At 35.0% G+C, this 18,690-nt stretch carries 19 protein-coding genes; 7 read left to right on the top strand and 12 right to left on the bottom strand.

The annotated features are described in order from the left end of the window. Positions 1–51: 51 nt before the first annotated feature. Positions 52–1,635 (bottom strand): ATP-binding cassette domain-containing protein, encoded by a 1,584-nt coding sequence (locus tag LDM92_RS01420; protein ID WP_223901720.1) that lies wholly within the window; start codon positions 1,633–1,635, stop codon positions 52–54. A gap of 173 nt (positions 1,636–1,808) precedes the next feature. On the opposite strand from LDM92_RS01420, the gene LDM92_RS01415 reads away from it, so the two are divergent. Together LDM92_RS01415 and LDM92_RS01410 are read left to right on the top strand one after the other, a co-directional pair. Further along, entirely contained in the window at positions 1,809–2,249 is a 441-nt protein-coding gene (locus LDM92_RS01415) for an 8-oxo-dGTP diphosphatase (RefSeq protein ID WP_223901719.1), read from the top strand. Between the two features lie 11 nt (positions 2,250–2,260). Further along, entirely contained in the window at positions 2,261–3,490 is a 1,230-nt protein-coding gene (locus tag LDM92_RS01410; protein ID WP_223901718.1) for a CPBP family intramembrane glutamic endopeptidase, read from the top strand. Positions 3,491–3,535: 45 nt separating this feature from the next. On the opposite strand, the gene rpoD is transcribed toward LDM92_RS01410, so the two are convergent. The 10 genes from rpoD to rpsU form a co-directional block, all read right to left on the bottom strand. After that, positions 3,536–4,657, bottom strand: coding sequence for an RNA polymerase sigma factor RpoD (gene rpoD / locus LDM92_RS01405; protein ID WP_223901717.1), 1,122 nt, complete (start codon positions 4,655–4,657; stop codon positions 3,536–3,538). Between the two features lie 13 nt (positions 4,658–4,670). Then, positions 4,671–6,476 carry a DNA primase gene (gene dnaG / locus LDM92_RS01400; RefSeq protein ID WP_223901716.1) on the bottom strand — a complete coding sequence of 602 codons (1,806 nt, stop codon included), beginning with the start codon at positions 6,474–6,476 and terminating at the stop codon, positions 4,671–4,673. Between the two features lie 14 nt (positions 6,477–6,490). After that, positions 6,491–8,557 carry a glycine--tRNA ligase subunit beta gene (gene glyS / locus LDM92_RS01395; RefSeq protein ID WP_223901715.1) on the bottom strand — a complete coding sequence of 689 codons (2,067 nt, stop codon included), beginning with the start codon at positions 8,555–8,557 and terminating at the stop codon, positions 6,491–6,493. Beyond that, a complete protein-coding gene (gene glyQ, locus LDM92_RS01390; protein WP_223901714.1) occupies positions 8,550–9,467 on the bottom strand; it encodes a glycine--tRNA ligase subunit alpha in 918 nt (305 codons plus the stop codon). Before glyQ ends, glyS begins: the two co-directional genes overlap by 8 nt. A 242-nt stretch (positions 9,468–9,709) precedes the next feature. After that, the gene (gene recO, locus LDM92_RS01385) at positions 9,710–10,465 is read right to left on the bottom strand and encodes a DNA repair protein RecO (protein ID WP_223901713.1); all 756 of its coding nucleotides are present in this window, start codon (positions 10,463–10,465) and stop codon (positions 9,710–9,712) included. Beyond that, positions 10,466–11,374 (bottom strand): GTPase Era, encoded by a 909-nt coding sequence (gene era / locus LDM92_RS01380; protein WP_223901712.1) that lies wholly within the window; start codon positions 11,372–11,374, stop codon positions 10,466–10,468. It abuts the gene before it with no gap. Next, positions 11,374–11,895 (bottom strand): rRNA maturation RNase YbeY, encoded by a 522-nt coding sequence (ybeY, locus tag LDM92_RS01375; RefSeq protein WP_223901711.1) that lies wholly within the window; start codon positions 11,893–11,895, stop codon positions 11,374–11,376. Before ybeY ends, era begins: the two co-directional genes overlap by 1 nt. Before the next feature lie 5 nt (positions 11,896–11,900). Then, entirely contained in the window at positions 11,901–12,851 is a 951-nt protein-coding gene (locus tag LDM92_RS01370) for a PhoH family protein (RefSeq protein WP_223901710.1), read from the bottom strand. Between the two features lie 24 nt (positions 12,852–12,875). Further along, a complete protein-coding gene (locus LDM92_RS01365) occupies positions 12,876–13,319 on the bottom strand; it encodes a GatB/YqeY domain-containing protein (RefSeq protein WP_198211878.1) in 444 nt (147 codons plus the stop codon). A 138-nt stretch (positions 13,320–13,457) separates the two neighbouring features. Then, positions 13,458–13,634 (bottom strand): 30S ribosomal protein S21, encoded by a 177-nt coding sequence (gene rpsU / locus LDM92_RS01360; protein ID WP_009560161.1) that lies wholly within the window; start codon positions 13,632–13,634, stop codon positions 13,458–13,460. Positions 13,635–13,810: 176 nt separating this feature from the next. Between rpsU and LDM92_RS01355 the strand changes: the two genes are divergently transcribed. The 3 genes from LDM92_RS01355 (at position 13,811) to LDM92_RS01345 (ending at position 16,263) form a co-directional block, all read left to right on the top strand. Further along, positions 13,811–14,638, top strand: a complete 828-nt coding sequence (locus LDM92_RS01355; protein ID WP_223901709.1) for a pyruvate, water dikinase regulatory protein — start codon at positions 13,811–13,813, stop codon at positions 14,636–14,638. 62 nt (positions 14,639–14,700) lie between these two features. Next, a complete protein-coding gene (gene msrA / locus LDM92_RS01350; protein WP_223901708.1) occupies positions 14,701–15,243 on the top strand; it encodes a peptide-methionine (S)-S-oxide reductase MsrA in 543 nt (180 codons plus the stop codon). Positions 15,244–15,384: 141 nt separating this feature from the next. Beyond that, positions 15,385–16,263, top strand: coding sequence for a YitT family protein (locus tag LDM92_RS01345; protein WP_109586320.1), 879 nt, complete (start codon positions 15,385–15,387; stop codon positions 16,261–16,263). 58 nt (positions 16,264–16,321) lie between these two features. On the opposite strand, the gene msrB is transcribed toward LDM92_RS01345, so the two are convergent. Next, on the bottom strand, positions 16,322–16,753 hold the full coding sequence (gene msrB, locus LDM92_RS01340) for a peptide-methionine (R)-S-oxide reductase MsrB (protein WP_223901707.1): 432 nt from the start codon (positions 16,751–16,753) through the stop codon (positions 16,322–16,324). Positions 16,754–16,907: 154 nt separating this feature from the next. Here msrB and LDM92_RS01335 point away from each other — a divergent pair, with 154 nt between their 5' ends. Then, positions 16,908–18,092: a pyridoxal phosphate-dependent aminotransferase gene (locus LDM92_RS01335; RefSeq protein WP_223901706.1), complete on the top strand. Its 1,185-nt coding sequence runs from the start codon at positions 16,908–16,910 to the stop codon at positions 18,090–18,092. Positions 18,093–18,182: 90 nt separating this feature from the next. Further along, positions 18,183–18,677 carry a thiol peroxidase gene (gene tpx, locus LDM92_RS01330; RefSeq protein ID WP_223901705.1) on the top strand — a complete coding sequence of 165 codons (495 nt, stop codon included), beginning with the start codon at positions 18,183–18,185 and terminating at the stop codon, positions 18,675–18,677. Positions 18,678–18,690: the final 13 nt, after the last annotated feature.

The following is an 18,690-nucleotide window of genomic DNA, read 5'->3' as shown; positions in this document are numbered from 1 at the left end:
ATAAAATTTTAGCATAATGAATTTTTATTAGATAAAGATAAAATAACGATTCTAAATACTTTTTTTATTAGCTTCTAAATCGATCTTACGATCAAACATGCTTGCTTCATCTGTAGATATGTGATGAGCAACTTCGATCACTGTTCCGGAAAATTCTTTTAAAAAAGTAGCGTGAATTTTTCGAGATAATTTTGTGTCCAATGAGGAAGTAGCTTCGTCTGCTAACAAAATTTGCCTTTTCTTGAGCAGTGCGCGGGCAATTTCTATACGCTGATTTTGTCCTCCTGACAAATTTTTACCTCCAAGGCCAACTTGATAATGATACCCCTTTTTTCTTACCAGTTCTTCTAGGCCAGCTTTAGCAACGACATTATTCAGTTCTTGTTTGGTAACCTTTTGTCCTAAAGTAATATTGTATTCAATCGTGTCATTTAAAATAAAAGGTTGTTGATTGATTAAAGCAAAGAGTTCATGGTCTTTATTCCAATTACCACTAGCCTTTTCTCCATTTATCAGGTAAGAGCCTAAATCCAGCTTATATTTTCCTATCAAGACTTTGAGCAAAGTTGATTTTCCCCAACCTGAAGGAGCCTGTAATAATATTTTTTCCCCCTTTTTGATTACCAAATTTACTTTTTGAAAAATAGTTTGTTTATCAAAATAGATTGTGGCATTACTTAAACTCAAATTATTGAAAACAGGGATTGAACTAATATCGCCAGCGGGTCTTTTATACTTTTGTATTTTTATAAATTTAGTCCAAATGGGAGTGGTCGTTTTAATATCATTAACGCACATAAAAATATTAACTATCGGATTCACGAAATTATTCGAAAGCTGCACAATCATCATAAAAGTACTCAAGGCAATATTTCCTATAGTTATCAAATAAACTCCAACACTAAATGGAATAATCATGCCAAAACAATATGCGGCAAAAGAGGTTAATTCGTTTGCAATGCCCTTGGATAAATTCGTTGATTGTAAGGCGTCCTCCATTTCGCGAGCGCTTTTTATTAAGCGTTTAGCAATAGAATTTTCTGAATTATATAAAGAAAAAATGGTTGTGCCGTTAATCGTTTCCGTAACGGTAGCGGTATAATTACTATTTGCCCTTTCCCATTTTTTAGAATTAGCAGAAATTTTTTTACCGGCAAAATTTTGAACTAAGGCTGGAATTATTGCTGCAATAAAAAAGACCAAAGAAATAAACCAAGATGTAATCACTGCAGTGATAATAGCGGTCAAAAATTTTAAGATGTAATTAAAAATTTTTAATTCGGCAACAACTTTATTAGTCTCAATTTGTTTAAGGTCGTTTGTCATAAATGAAGTATCAAGTTTAGCTTGATCATTAATATTAACGATATGATCAGTTGCTATCTCTTTGATTTTGATGTTAATATCATGGATCAAATTTAAAAAGGAATACTGAAAAAGTATTCCAATTATACTGAAAATAATTAATCCGCTAATGGCGAATAAAGTTAATCCGAGTAAATTTCCCGTAGGCTTTTGAGCAAAGGAAATGAATACTTTTAATAGATAAGCTAAAAATACTGACTGAAATGAATCAAGAATTGAAATAATTAGAAAAAGAAAAAGTTTCCATTTCTTTGCATATTTGATAGCCATGTTATCCCCCTAAAACAGTATTACAAGTATAATGGAACAAATTAATAAATGCCACAAAATCCCTAGTATAATTTTAATTTGCCGGCAAAAAAGTGAGAAAAATTTTCTTTTTCTTTCTAAATTGCTATTTTATAATTGATAATAAGATTTAAAAGAAAGAGATTTTTGACTTAATGGATAGAACTGAACCTGTTACTTTGACAAATATGTGCATGATTAAAAAAAACGATAATATCTTAGTTTTGGATCGTAATGACCCTTATTGGCCAGGATTGACTTTTCCGGGTGGTCATGTGGAAAATCACGAATCTTTTTATGATTCAGTAGCGCGCGAGGTTAAGGAGGAAACGAATTTAGATATTAAAAATCCTCGTCTTTGTGGAATTAAACAATTTTATGATGAAAATGATCACCGCTATCTTGTTCTTTTTTATATAGCGACTAAATTCACTGGCACAGTCAAAGCCTCAAGAGAAGGCAAATTGACGTGGATGACTAAAGAAGAACTTTTTCAACATAAATTAGCATATAATTTTGACCGCGATTTGCTAGTATACTTTAACGAAGGTATTGATGAGCATATCTTGGACGGTAAACGGGATGAATTATTTTAAGGAGTATCGAAATGCTTTCTGAACAAGAAATTAAGCGTTGGCATTTTGGACAAATAATAGTTCAAGAAATTCTAATCATTGTGGCGCTTGTGCTATTTTTTAAAATCAAACCCCTGACCAAGAGTAGACTAGGAGCAATAGTAATTCTGCCAATTTTGTTCATACTGGTTCTATTGCAACTATCCCTTTTATGCGAAAAACATCCTGAAAGAAAGTTAGTTCAATTTAATCATTATTTCCAGTCTGTCAATATATTATTATGCTTTTTTGCACTACTCACTTTGGGAGCAGCATTCATCAAAACTTTGAATAATAAGAATGCGATCTTTTTATTAATTCCCCTTACATTATACGAACTCATTATGCTTGTTCCGATGGGAGAACTGGCATGGGGCAAAATAAAGAATCCGATTGGGCAGATCATAACTTTATTGTTGTTTGCAAGTTTGATTGTTTCGATACCTGAAATTTTAACTATGGATAGCCATTCTTGGCTTCAAGTTCTCAATACCACAGGAATCACAGGTAGCATTTGTTTTGTGATTTCATCAATTGTTGTAATGAAAAGCTGGCACTATCAAAATCCGAGTTTGAGAATAAGTCCAAGAGCTAAGTATTCAGTCCTTGCGGTTATTTTTATTTTTATTATTGCTGACTGCCTAATTAATGCTTTTAATGATGCAGATAATTTAGGACAATTGCTAACTCGCTGGGATTTTCATATAACAACAAAACACGTAACTCAGTATATTTGTCAGGGCATAGAAGCTGGTGTTGCTGAAGAATGGCTAATGCGGTTTTGTGTTTTAAGTATATTACTCAAAATATTTAAAAATTCTAAAAATCAAGTTTTATGGGCAGTATTACTGGATGGTTTGATTTTCGGATCAATTCATCTTACTAACGCGGTGGTGCAACCACTCTCTGCCACGATTTTACAAATGATTAATGCTTTTGCCGCAGGTATTGTTTTTGCTGCAGTTTATTTATATACAGGTTCTTTTTTGGTTAATTTGGGCTATCATGCAGTTTATGATATACTAGCCTTCCTAGCTACTGGCTCAACAGTTATGACAGTACCCCATATCTTTGACTGGGAATATCTCTTTATTACCACTTTGATCTATTTGGCTTTTGCTTTCTTCTTATTATCAGGTAAGCGAAAAAGTGTTATCGAATATAATTTGCAGCAACGGGGACTAGAAAATAATCATGGTGCCAGCGAATTAACTTTTAGATAATAAAAAGACAAGATTTTTTGGAATCTTGTCTTTTTGTTTAGCTATTTAATCTAGGAAATCACGTAATTGATTTGACCTACTTGGATGTCTTAATTTCCTTAAAGCTTTAGCTTCAATTTGACGAATCCGCTCACGGGTAACTCCAAACACTTTGCCAACTTCCTCAAGTGTTCTAGTTCGACCATCATCAAGTCCAAAACGTAAGCGAAGAACATTTTCTTCTCGGTCTGTTAAGGTATCAAGCACTTCTTCTAATTGCTCTTTGAGCATTTCATAAGAAGCATGTTGCTCAGGACTAGTTGCATCTTTATCCTTAATGAAGTCTCCTAGATGAGAATCGTCCTCTTCCCCGATTGGAGTTTCTAAGGATACCGGCTCTTGAGCTATCTTTAAAATGTCACGCACTTTAGAAGTAGGCATGTCCATTTCTGCCCCGATTTCTTCTGGAGTCGGTTCACGACCTAAGTCTTGCAGTAATTGCCTTTGGATTCTGATTAGCTTATTAATAGTTTCGACCATGTGAACTGGAATTCTAATAGTTCTAGCTTGGTCGGCGATCGCACGAGTTATTGCCTGCCTGATCCACCAAGTTGCATAAGTTGAGAACTTGAAACCTAGGCTGTAATCAAATTTATCCACGGCCTTCATCAGACCCATATTTCCTTCTTGAATCAAATCAAGAAATGACATACCACGTCCTACATAACGTTTAGCAATCGAAACAACTAAACGCAAGTTGGCTTCTGCCAGCTCCTGTTTAGCTTCTTCATCACCTTTTTCAATCCTTTTTGCCAAAGAAATTTCTTGATCAGCATTTAGAAGTGGTACCCGACCGATTTCTTTCAGATACATTCTGACCGGATCATTCATTCTAACGCTTGAAGGTGCTGACATATCTTTTAATTCAGCTTTTTCAACATCTTTTTGCTTTTTCAAGGCTAATCTCGATGGATTACCCTTTTCATCAACTATACTGATGCCGTTATCTTCAAATTCCTGAACTAATTGATCGACTGCTTTTCCCTGTAGTTTATAGGGCTTAACCAGTTGAGCAACAAATTCCTTTTCAGTAATAGATTTATCTTTTTTAACATCTTTGACAACCTTTTTAACCATCTTGTCTAAAGATAATTTTTCGTTGTTAGCTGCTTGTTCCTTATCTGCCACAATAAGCCCCCCTTTAACCCTGAATTCTTTTTAACTGCAAAATTTTGCGAGTAATATCTAATATTTCGTCTGTGTCAGTTTTGCGTTTTGCGTCTTGTAAATCATTCATTAAATGTTGCAGTTTAATATTAATTTTGCGCATATTTAATGCGTTTATTTGCTCATCAATTTCGCGGTCTGAAAAATCCTGGGGCATGTTTGTCATTTCAGCATTAACTATTATACCTTGAAGTTCGCTGGGAATAAAATCTAAAAAACTATTAACTGTTGGATTTTCTTGATTTTCACTAAAATTTAACCATAATTCCGCTAATCTTTGATATTTTGAATCTGAAAATAAAAATTGATGGGCAAGTAAATATTCTTGAGCATGCTTTGAATGAATAAATAAATATAATAAGCGAGTTTGAATAGGATCACTGGCTTCCTGCTTTTGAGCCTTATCTATTGGTGGATCTGAATAATTATAGGACTTACCTTGTTCTTGACCAGGATAACCTTGATGTCTCTTTGCTTTATTTTGCTGCCTGCGGTATTTTGTCAAGTTCACTTTAAGTGAATCTTGTTCCACTCCTTGTTCCTTGGCAATTTTGTTTAAATATAAATCTTGTTCAACTGGATTAGACAACTGAACTATTTCTTTCATGGCATCATCTAAGTACGCTAATTTTTCCCTGTCATTTGCGAGATTATATTTCTGTTTTAACCTTTTCAAGAAAAAATCTGTTGGCGTCAAAGCACCTTTGACTTCGTCCTTGTATTTTTCAATACCATATTTTTTTACAAATTCATCAGGGTCAAGTTTTTCAGGCAAAACAACAATTCCTAAGTTAAAGCCTCCAATTTGGTTGAACATTCTTGTTGCCCGTTCTTCAGCATGTATTCCAGGGTCATCGCCGTCATAATTGATAATGATATTTTTAGTAATCCTGCGTAACATATATACTTGTTGATCTGTCAAACTGGTTCCCATTGAAGCAATGCCAGACTTTATTCCGGCTTTATATGCTGCAATTACATCCATGTATCCTTCATACAAAATCAAATGATTTTCACTGCGAGCTGCTTTTTTTGCTTCTGCAAAATGGAATAGAGTTTTTGATTTGGTAAATATTTCGGTTTCTGGACTATTAATATATTTAGCTTCAGTTTTATCATTAGAAAGTCTTCTTCCAGAAAAGCCAACGACATAGTCTCCTTCGTTGCTAAGCGGAAACATTAACCGTTCTCTAAAGCGATCGAATAAGTCCCCATTTTGCGATTGAACAAACAAACCACTTTTTACCAGGTCCTCATCTTTAAAATTTTGTTCCCTGAGATAAGTTAAAAGCAAATTATTTTGTTTGGGAGCATAACCAATCCGGAAATGATTAATTATGTCTTGATTAAGGCCACGTTTTTCTGCGTAACTATGCCCTGGCTTTCCTGCGTTAGTGGAAATTAGTACTCTGTGATAAAAGTCGGCTGCTTCTTCATTTATTTTGATAAGTACATTAGAAAATTTGGGTTTTTGACTGGAATATTCACCAATATCAATATGAGCAAAATCAGCTACTTTTTGGACACTTTCCGGAAAAGTTAAATTTTCCTTATACATCAGAAATGAAAAAACGTTGCCCCCTTTACCGCAACCAAAGCACTTAAAAAATTGTTTTCCTTCGCTAACAGTAAATGAAGGCGTTTTTTCTTCATGAAAAGGACAGAGACCAACAAAATCTTTGCCCTTCTTTTCAAGTGAAACATATTGACTTATGACATTGACAATATTGACATTATTTCGAACTTTAGCAATTGTTTCTTCAGGTATAAGACCAGCCATCTTTCCACCTACTTTTATTTAATAACTAATTTGCTTAGATCACCGAGCCGCTTTGCAAGTTGTGCTATCCCATTAAGCTGTGCTAAACGGTTATTTTTAATAGCTTCATTCTTATCCATAATCATATTTGTCTCAAAGTAAACATCAATAACAGGCTGTAGTTTTACAAAGCCATCATAAAGTTCTGAAAGATCATTAACCTTGCTCAAACTGCTAACTCCATCAACAAGTTTAGTTTCAGTATCGTTTTCAAACAATTCCCTTTTTACTTCATTTTGGCCCTTATATTTAGCTTTTTGCAAAATATTGTTTATTCTGATTAAGCTTTCAACAACTGGTTTGAATTTATCATCATCATGGTGTAATTGCAAAACTTTTGCTGCAGCCAAAATTTGAATTGGGTCCTGTTGACTTGAAGCCAAAACTGCATCTATGATGTCATACTTATAGTTGTTTCTTTGTAGGTACTGCTTAATACGATCACGAATAAAGGATGAAATTTCCTCCTCCTGCTCAGCTTTTTTAGGTAGTTTAGCAGGGGTCTTGTTTTCAAGAGCTGAAACAATCTCTGGTAGAAATTCGTTAAATGGTAATGACCATTTTTGATTTAATAAAATTCGGACAATGCCGTAAGCATAGCGACGAAGTGCGTATGGATCATTTGAAGAACTAGGAATCATACCAGCAGCGAAGAAAGTAATAATAGTATCTAATTTATCAGCAACAGATAATAATGAACCTACCGTTGTTTTAGGTAATTCTCCTTCAGAGGTAGTTGGCATGTAATGCTCTTCAATGGCAGCAGCAACATCATCGTTTTCTCCAGCTAATTTGGCATAGTGCCTGCCCATTACTCCTTGAAGTTCAGCAAATTCACCCACCATTTGGGTAACTAAATCAAATTTGTAAAGCTGACTGGCACGGTCAAAATCTTTGACCACTTGATCATTTAGTTGCCATTTGTTAGCCAGGAAGTCACCTATGATCCGAACGCGTTTCATCTTTTCGGACATTGATCCAATTTTATCGTGAAATGAAACATTATCCAGTTTTTGTGCAAAATGACTAAGAGGATATTTACGGTCTTCATCATAAAAGAATTGCGCGTCATCAAGACGTGCTACTAGCACTTTTTCATTACCTGAAACAACATTATCCAAATAGTCTTTGTTACCATTACGTATAGCTATGAAATGATTGATTAATTTATCATCTTGATCATAAACTTCAAAGTAACGTTGATTATCCTTCATGGAAGTTATTAAAACCTCTTTTGGCATTTCCAAATACTTTTTGTCAAAAGAGCCGGTGAAAACTGTAGGATATTCAACCAAATTTGTAACTTCTTCAAGTAAACTTTTATCTGGCTTAATTTGCCAATTATTCTTTTTAACCAATTTGTTCATTTGATCAACTATCATTGTGCGACGTTTGGTTGAGTCAACAATTACAAACTGATCTTTTAAAGCATCTTCATAGTCACTAGAGTTAGCTAGTACAACACTGTCGCCTAAAAAGCGATGACCTTCAGTTTTTCGGCCAGCAGTGATATCTAAAATTTTAACTGGTATTACTTCATTACCATAAAGTGAGACTAGCCAATGAATAGGGCGAACAAATTCAAAATCATGAGAATCCCACCGCATCTTGGTTGGAAAGGTCATAGCTTTGACAATATCGCTCATACCTAAAAGGATATCAGTGGCTTTTTTACCTTCTTTTTGAACATGAACATAAGCATATTCGGTACCTTTTAATTCCTCAAAATAAATATCATCAGTAGTCATTCCTTGACCACGAGCAAATCCTTGAGCAGCTCTAGTCCAATTTTTATCCTGATCCAGTGCAATTTTTTTGGCAGGACCCTTTTTTATTTCATCAATATCGGCCTGTTTTTCAGAAAGTTCCTCTACTAAAATAGTCAATCTTCTAGGTGTTGAAAATTTTTTAATGCTTTTAAATTTAAGTCCGTTTTCTTTAAGAAATTTGCTGGTTTTTTCAGCTAATTGCTTAACACTCCTTTCAACGACATGGGCCGGCATTTCTTCAGTACCAATTTCAAATAAATAATCTTTAGCCATTTTCTAGTCCTGCCTTCTTATCTTCTGCATTTTTTAACAAAGGAAAACCTCTTTTTTCACGCTCTTCTACAAAACATACAGCTACTTCATGAGCCAATTTCCTAATTCTAGCTAAATATCCTGCTCGTTCAGTAACAGATACGGCTCCTCGAGCATCAAGCAAATTAAATGTATGGGAACATTTCAAAATATAGTCATAAGCCGGTTGTACTAAATTCAACCCAATTAATTCTTGAGCTGTTCTTTCATAAGTGTCAAAAAACTTTAAAAGATCTTCCTGGTTTGATTCTTCAAAAGCATATTTAGAGTTCTCATACTCAGCTTCTTTAAATATGTCGCGATAAAGAACACCATCTCCCCATTCGAGGTCAAAAACGGAATTAACATCTTGTATATAAGAAGCCAGTCGTTCAACACCATAAGTTATTTCACTCATTGTTGGCTTAACATCAAGCTCGCCGACAGTTTGAAAGTATGTGAATTGACTTACTTCCATGCCGTCAAGCCAAACTTCCCAACCAACACCAGCGCAGCCCATTGAAGGATTTTCCCAATTGTCTTCGACAAAGCGAATATCATGTTCCAAAGGATTTATACCGAGTTCCTTCAAACTATCCAGATAATACTGCTGAATATTTTCTGGTGCCGGCTTAATTACTACTTGGAATTGATGGTGTTGAAACAAACGATTAGGATTTTCCCCATATCTGCCGTCAGCCGGACGTCTTGAGGGTTCTACATAACAAGCTGCCCAGGGCTCCGGACCAACAGCACGCAAAAAAGTATAAGGACTCATAGTTCCTGCACCCTTTTCAACATCATAAGAAGGCATTACCATGCATCCCTTTGAGGACCAAAACTTTTCTAATTTAAAAATCATATCTTGAATAGTTAATTTTTTCTTTGCCATTTATATTTCCTTCCTGCATAAGACCATAAAAAAAGCCTATGCAAAACATGCATAGGGACGAGATTTAGTCGCGGTTCCACCCTAATTCAGGAAATAGTTCCTGCTCTTAATTAATTTAGCTAGAGGTGCCTTTTCCCAGGTGCTCTTTCACCTTCAACACTCGCTTAACTGGTACTTTTTTATCCTCATTATAGCTAATACATATTATTATTTTATCATAAAAAGTATTCAATCAGAAGAGCCTAGTCAGTTAATTTCAACTCATCCAAAAACTTTTTAGTTTTGAGATTGAGATCAATGGTTTCCTGATAAATAAGATCAATAGCTCTGCGCGTAGCTTTTTTGGTAGCAGAATTAATTTTAATATCACCTAATCTGTTAAAGGGAAGTAAAAAGATAGTTCTCAAAACAGCTGTTTCTTTTGGTTTCAAACGCAAACGAGCTGGATCAGCATAAAAGTGCTTACTACACAAAATACCGCCTTTTCTGATTGAATAGTCAAACTCTCCCTGCTTTTCTCCACAGATCACGCAGCTTCTCAGCTCTGGCTCTACTCCATAAGCTGCTAGCAATTGCATTTGTACTATCTGAGTTATCATTTCAGGATCAGTTCCTGAGTTAATCTTTTGCAAAGCAAAATTTGCCAAATTGTAATACTTACCAAGATTTTGGTATTCAATAAATGCGTGATCTATCAAGTCAAGAACAAAAGAAGCATATGCATTTTTAATTAAATCGTCATATAATCCATCAAACTGTTTTACATTTTTGTATGTCCTCAAGGTACTCAAACCATGTCCAGAAGAATAAATGACATAAGTTCCATAAGAGAAATTAAGTAGTGACGCTCCTAATTTAGACTTTGCTTTTAGTGCACCACGAGCAAGCAATGTGATTATGCCATTTTTTTCTGTCATTATTTTGGCCAGTAAATCAGCCTCATGATACTTTTGCCTTTTAAAAACTATGCCATTAACTTCCTTGAGCTCACGAACCATTTAGGCCAGATCCTTTGGATTATAACCTATTTTTCTTAAAAATTGCGGGTCAGAACGCCAATTGTGCTGGACTTTTACCCAAAGATGCAAATTAACTTTTTCACCTAGCAAATCCTCAACTTGGCGTCTGGAATTGATCCCAATTTGCTTGAGCATCTTACCGCCTTTGCCAATAATAATGCCTTTTTGCCCATTTTTTTCAACATAAATTGTAGCTTCAATCTGCAACTTATTGTTTTCATGCTTATTCATTTGTTCCACCCAAACTGCGGCAGCATGTGGCACTTCTTCAGAAGTAAACTTTAAAATCTGTTCACGAATTAATTCTGCAACCATAAAATATTCTGGTCGATCAGTAATTTGATCTGTGCCATAATACTTGGGTCCTTCAGGCAAATACTGGTGTAAAACCTGAATTAAATCACTAATTCCAATTCCCTGGGTTGCCGAGACTGGTAAAAACTCCTTAAAAATGTTGAGCTTACGATATTGATCAATTATTGGTAAAAGTTCGTTGGGATTAACAGTATCTACCTTATTGATTAAAAGTAAAACTGGAACAGTCGCTTTTTGCAATAACTCTGCTATATAAGCATCACCCTTGCCCATTTTTTCTGGTTCAACCATAAACAAAATAAGATCAACATCGTTCAAGCTAGACAAGCTGGCTTTATCCATGTAATCATCTAAATCTAGGTGCGGCTTAAATATACCGGGAGTATCAATAAAAATCGCCTGCATATCATCAGTTGTTAAAATCCCAGAGATTTTATTACGGGTAGTTTGCGGTTTGCTAGAGGTAATGGCTACCTTTTGACCCACTAAATAATTCATAAGGGTGGACTTACCAACATTCGGTCTTCCTAGCAAAGCAACAAAACCTGACTTATTTTTCTTTTCTTCTACCATTATTTACCTCTGCCTTCATCTAACTGATCGGGATACAATGGCAAGCCATATTCTTCTAATACCTTTCCTTGTATTTTAAACATGGTTTTTGCTTCGCCGGGTTCAATATGATCATATCCGCTAAGATGCAAAAAGCCATGGACTAGAGTATAACCAAATTCGCGGTCCCAACCGGTACCGTATTCCTTACTGTGTCGCATAATAACGCTGGGACACATAAATAAGTCACCAATATCTTCAATGAATTCAGGATCATCAAATGTGCTAAAATCAATTTGATCTTCTCCATCTTCAATAGCAAAAGAGATTACATCAGTTGGTCTATCTTGACCGCGATATTTTTTATTAATTTCGTTACTGCGTTTTTCATTAATAAAGTTAATACTCATTTCCAAGTTGTTTGTTTTATTTATCTCATTTTTAGCAAGCAAGAGAAGTTGCAGAATCCATTTTTGCCAATCACGTCTTTTATCGTCCAGAAAACCAACTTCATCATTAAAAGTAATGTCTATTGAATCCATTAAATCTATTTTTCTTCCTTTTCGTAGGCATTAATAATTTTAGCAACAACCGGATGACGAACAACATCATTAGCTGAAAACCAGATAAATTTAATTTGTTCAATTTTCTTCAAAATACGTTCAGCATCTATCAGTCCACTCCGTTGCTTACCGGGAAGATCGACTTGTGTCATGTCACCATTGACGATCATTTTTGAATTAAAGCCAAGCCTGGTTAAAAACATTTTCATTTGCGCATCAGTAGTATTTTGTGCTTCATCAAGAATAACAAATGCATCATCTAACGTACGTCCACGCATATATGCTAATGGAGCCACTTCAATAACTCCTCGTTCCATTAAATGATCGGTGGTATTGGTGCCTAAAATTGCATATAGAGAATCATAAATGGGCCTTAAGTAAGGATCAACTTTTTCTTTAAGATCACCAGGTAAAAATCCCAGTGACTCTCCAGCTTCAACTGCAGGTCTGGTCAAAATAATCCTTGAAACTTCACCCTTTTTAAAAGCTGCAACAGCACAAACCACGGCGATAAACGTCTTACCAGTACCAGCAGGCCCGATTCCAAATACTACATCATTTTTTTCTATGGCTTCGACATATTTTTTCTGTCCCATATTTTTGACTCTAATCGGCTTGCCTTTAGCATCTCGAATTAAAATCTTTTTATATAGGTCAGGAAAATATTCAGTTGTTCCCTTATCAGCCATTTTCATTGCGCTGACAACGTCAGCAGGACCAATATTAATATTGGCACTAACAACGCTATCTAAAGCTTTCAGAACAGCTAAAACTTTTTTGATGTCATTATCATCACCTTGAATAGCTATACTGTTGCCAGTATCAACTACACTGGCATTATATCCAGTTGATAATAGACCTAAATTCTTATCATTAATACCAACTAATTTTTGGATGTTCTCAGGATTTTTAGGAATAAAATTGGTTTGGGCCAAATAACTCTGCTCCTTTTCTTGTGCCTATTTCAACTGTTTGCGCACCGCATTAGAAGCTGCTTTACCATCAGCTTTACCTTTGATTTTAGGCATTAAAACTTTCATTACTTTACCAAAATCCGATTTACCTTGAGCATTAACTTCTGCAATTGCCGATGAAACGGCTTGATCGAGCTCTTCTTCAGTCATTTGTTTAGGCAGATAGCTTTCAACAATTGCCAATTCCTGTTTTGTTTCATCAGCTAAGTCTTTACGATTAGCCTTGGTAAATTCATCAATTGATTCTTCACGCTGCTTTTTTTCTCGGCTAAGGACCGTCAATTCTTCTTCAGCGGTCAAATCATGACCTGCTTTAATTTTTTCATTCATTAAAGCAGACTTGATCATACGAACAGTGTTCAGTCTAACCTTGTCGCGAGCTTTCATCGCTTCTTTCATATCTGACATTATTTGCTCAGATAAACTCAAATGAATTCCCTCTTTCTTCATAAAATCTAGCTAAATTATAACAAATTTACAAACTAGTTTAAATTAAATAAAACATTAAACTTTAATTGTGATTAATAAAAAACGACTTTTATCTGCTTGATAAAAGTCGTTTTTAGATTAATAATGTCTGCGTTTCCGAGCAGCTTCGGATTTCAGTTTCCTACGAACACTAGGTTTTTCATAAAACTCGCGTTTGCGGTATTCCTGTAAAGTACCACTTCTAGAAACGGAACGTTTAAAACGACGAAGAGCATCATCAATAGACTCGTTTTCGTGAACGACTGTCTTGGCCATATGTGATCCCTCCTTCCATTTCTTGACGTTACCGTCATACATTTAACTAAATTATATCAAACATCACCAGTGGGTCAATACAAACGAACAATATTTTTCAAATTTTTCACAGGAAAAACTTAATCTGTTAATGATTTTGGTTAAATTGTATAATTAAAGAAAAAAAGGAGTAAATAATGGCTGAAGAAACACCCAAAAAAGAAGTTAACATAATAATAATTTCAGATTCTGCTGGTGATACTGCTTTTAACAATGCTGTTGCCGCAGCCGCCCAGTTTCCTGATGCGCAGATTAATTACAGGAGGTATCCATTCATAATTAATAAGGAGAAATTAGAAGATACTTTTGCAGAAATAGTTCAATATCCAAATTTACTGCTTATTTATAGCTTGGTAAAAGATGAAATGCAGATTCCTGTTATTCGTTTTGTTAGAGAACATCAAATACAAAGCGTTGATATTTTATCACCAGCAATTGAATCAATTCAAAAATTGACTGGTCTTAAGCCACAACAAAGAATTGGTGCCCAGCATAAAATGAATCAAAAATATTTCGATCGCATTTCAGCCATGGAATTTGCGGTTATGTATGACGATGGCAAAGATCCCAAGGGCTTTTTAGAAGCCGACGTTGTCCTTTTAGGAGTATCGCGTACATCGAAAACTCCCTTATCATTGTTTTTAGCTAATAAAAATCTCAAGGTCGCAAATCTGCCATTAGTTCCAGATACCCATATCCCGAAAGAAATATATCAAATTGATCCTAAAAAAATTATTGGTTTGACAAATGACCTTTCTGTGTTAAATGAAATCAGACGTGAAAGAATGATTTCCTATGGTTTAAATCCCGATACTTCCTATTCTAATATCGATGCGATAAAAAAAGAATTGGATTCAGCCCAAAAACTCTATGATCAACTTGGCTGTTTTGTAATAAACGTTGCTCACCGCTCGATCGAAGAGACTGCAGCAATTATCATGAACCACTTAGGAGTTCAAAAATAAAAGCAAATAAGGCATCTAATTAAGGCATTTATGTTTAAATAAAAATTAAAGAGGTGAAATAAATGAGTAAAAATGAGCAAATGGGTAATTTGGATACTGCAATATTTGCTGGCGGCTGTTTTTGGTGTATGGTAAAACCTTTTGATTCTCTACCTGGCATTAAAAAAGTAATTTCGGGTTATACAGGTGGAAATGTGCCAGATCCGACCTATGAACAAGTATGTACAGGTGAAACGGGACACACTGAAGCTGTTGAAATCACTTATGATCCAAAAATTATGCCTTATGACAAGTTGCTTGACTATTATTGGCAAGTAACTGATCCGACTGACGCATCAGGACAATTTCAGGATCGTGGTGATAACTATCGTCCTGTAATTTTTTATAATTCAGATGCGCAAAAAGAAGCAGCAGAAAAGTCCAGAGCAGCTTTGCAAAATAGTGGCAGATTTGATGAGCCAATAGTTACTAAAATTGAACCAGCAAAGCCATTTTATCCTGCAGAAGATTATCACCAAGATTTTTACAAGAAAAATCCAAGACGCTACGCTCTTGAAGAATCAGGCGGTAGAGAGGAATTTATTAAAAAGCATTGGCAAAATTAAACCAAGTTAGATTAAAAACCTCTTTAAATTTCACGTAAATGTGTTAGTATACTTAAGAAAAATACTAGTTTTTATATTTTATATAGAAACTAGTATTTATTATTTTTAATTAGCATTTTTTCGAAAAGGAAATATTGAATAATGGATCAGCTTGACGCATTTAATCGGCGGTATAATCTACTCTCTAAAATTTCTGCCTCATTTTTCTATTCTTTAGCCGTAGCTGTGGCTTTAAATTTCTTCTGGACGCCAGGACACATGTATTCTTCAGGAATAACTGGTTTTGCCCAGTTAATCAATACTATGAGCGAACGGTATTTACCCGTTACTCTATCAACTTCTGCTTTGTATTTTGTATTGAACTTGCCTCTGCTTTTGCTTGCCTGGATAAAGATTGGACATAAATTTACGTTTTTTACAATCATTACAGTCATACTTGGATCAATTATGATGCGAGTAGTACAACCGATTAACATGCACATTGATCCACTTGTCTGTGCGATTTTTGGTGGTATGATCAATGGCCTGGGTACAGGTTTTGCGCTTAAGAACGGTATATCAACAGGTGGACTTGATATCATAGGTATAGTCATTCAGAGAAAAACAGGAACCAGTTACGGTAAAATCAGTATCTTAATTAATTTAATAATTATAGCTGCTGCTGGATTTGCTTTTGGTTGGACGCGTGCATTATATTCAGCTTTAACTATTTTTATTAACGGACGCGTAATCGATGCCGTCTATACGCAGCACCAGAAGCTGCAGGTTACCATCGTTACAGAACAGCCTCATGCTATTATTGATGGCATTCAGGAAAAAATGCACCGTGGTATTACCATTTTTCATGATGTTGAAGGGGCATACAGTCATAATGAGAAAAAAGTATTGATCACTGTTATTGACCGCTATGATATGTATGATGTTTTACATATTGTTAAAAAAAGCGATCCGTATGCCTTCATGAGCGTTACCGAAGTCGAGCGGGTTTACGGCAGTTTCAAGGAACAAGAAATAGTTTAGTAGTTACTCAAAAAGAACATGACTAATAATAGCCATGTTCTTTTTTACATAATTTTTATTATTTAAAGAGTTTTTTATATTCTCCGTAACCTTTTTGTTCTAATTGCTCATAAGGGATGAACTCCAAAGCTGAAGAATTGATGCAATATCTAAGTCCGCCTTTATCAGACGGGCCATCATCAAATACATGCCCTAAATGCGAATCTGCATCTGGACTCTTGACCTCAGTTCTTTCCATATTATGGGACTGATCACGGTGGTAAACTAATTTTTTAATCGGACGTGTAAAACTAGGCCAGCCGCATCCCGCATCATATTTGTCTTCACTCGAAAATAATGGCTCTCCTGATACAATATCAACATAAATTCCTTTTTGATAAAAATCATCGTATTTCCCTTTGAATGGGTAATCAGTTGCAGCTTGTTGAGTCACTTGATATTGATCGGGAGTTAACTGCTTTAGTCTCTTATCTTTCTCATTTTGATCCATAAATCACACACTCCTTAGTTTGATATATTCAATATAACAAAAATAAATAGTATTCACTAACTATAAACTCACTAAAATAATACTTTTTCTTAATTTTATTTATGGTCAGGCTAGGTTATAATATGGTTTCAAGAAAAATAGGAAGGATCTTATTATGCCACATTTAGCAAAAAACTTATCTGCAAAAATAAATTCTAAAATTAGAAATTTGCCTAATTCTGAAATCAGATCTTTTAGTCAAAAAATTTCTCAAATTCCTGGGATAATAAAATTAACTATTGGTGAGCCAGATTTAAATACTCCTGAGCATATAAAACGAGCGGCAATTAATGATATTAATAGAGATGACTCCCATTATGCGCCAGAAGCTGGCAAAGAAAAATATTTAAATTCCGTCAGCAAATATTTAAAAAAGAGTCTGGGTGTAAGCTATGATCCTAAAAGTGAAATTTGTGCTATTGTAGGTGTCTCAGAAGGACTAAACATTGCTGCCATGGCTTTGCTAAACCCGGGAGAAAAAATCATTGTTCCCACTCCGGTTTGGGAAGTTTATTTTGGTATTATAAAAATGGCTGGTGGTATACCTGTACAAGTTGATACTTCTGCTGATAATTTTCTTTTAACTGCCAAAAAGCTGACTGAAACGCTTGAAAATGAAGGCAAAGGAGCAAAAGCCGTTATTATTACTGACCCTTCTAACCCAACAGGCCGAGTATACTCAGAACAAAACTTGCAAGAGCTTGCAGACGTTATCACTAAATACGATATATTTGCTGTCAGTGATGAAATCTATGCGGAATTAATTTATGGTGAAAAAAAGCATTACTCTCTGACGCAGATTATTCCGGAAAGAACTGTTTTGTTATCGGGGCTGTCAAAAAGCGTCGCAATGACCGGCTGGAGAATTGGTTATATCGCCGGGCCTGCCGAGTTAATGAAATCAATGATAAAAATACATTCATTTTTGATTTCTTCTGTAACTGATAATGTTCAGATTGCGGCGTCAGAGGCATTAGATCATGGTGAACAAGACTATATTGATGCTAGAGAAAAGTACCAAAAGCGTTTACATCTTCTTGAAGATGGTCTAAAGAAGAATGGCTATACTATGGCTACACCAGAAGGAGCTTTTTATATTTTCGCTAAAATACCAACTAAATTTGGCTGTGACGATGTCTCCTTTGCTAAAGATCTAGCTGAAAAAGCCAAAGTTGGGGTGACCCCCGGCAGTTTCTTTGGTGCTGGAGGTCATGGATACGTTCGCTTTTCATATGCATCTTCTGAAGAAAAGCTCAAAGTGGCTATTAAGCGCATCTCTGAATACACTAATAATAACTAAAAAAGCTAATTTCTTGGGGTTTTCAACCTCAGTAGTTTAAAATTTAAAGAGTAGTCGTTTATATTTTTAAGAAGAGAAAGGGTTAAGATTATGCAAGTAACAATGAAAAATGAACCTCTGTCAACAAATGGTGAACCACCAAAAGTGGGAGAAGAATTACCAAGTTTCAAGGTAAAGCAGGCAGACGGTTCTATTGTTTCAATGGAAGAATTAGTTGACAAGCCTACTTTAATCAGTGTGGTGCCTAATATCAATACTAGCGTTTGCAGTATTTCTACTAAAAAGTTTAACGGTGAAGTTGATAAGTTTAACGGTATCAATTTTTATACTATTTCTACCAATACTCCAGAAGAGCAGAAAAACTGGTGTGCAGCTGAAGGCGTTTCAAAGATGAAACTCTTGTCTGATGATTCTTTTGATTTTGGTAAAAACATGGGCTTATTTATTGAAGCTAATAACTTAGATTCCAGAAGCGTTTGGATCGTTGATGCAGATAAAAAAGTTTTGTACCAAGAACTTATTCAGGAATTAACTAACGAGCCCAATTACGATAAGGCTTTAGATTTTTTACAGAGTTTAAAATAAACTAGTTAAAAGC

Origin of the sequence: Lactobacillus laiwuensis (assembly GCF_019972835.1) — a bacterium.
Taxonomy (GTDB): domain Bacteria; phylum Bacillota; class Bacilli; order Lactobacillales; family Lactobacillaceae; genus Lactobacillus; species Lactobacillus laiwuensis.
The sequence above is the reverse complement of the archived record's forward strand: the minus strand, read 5'-3'. Positions and strand labels throughout refer to the sequence as shown.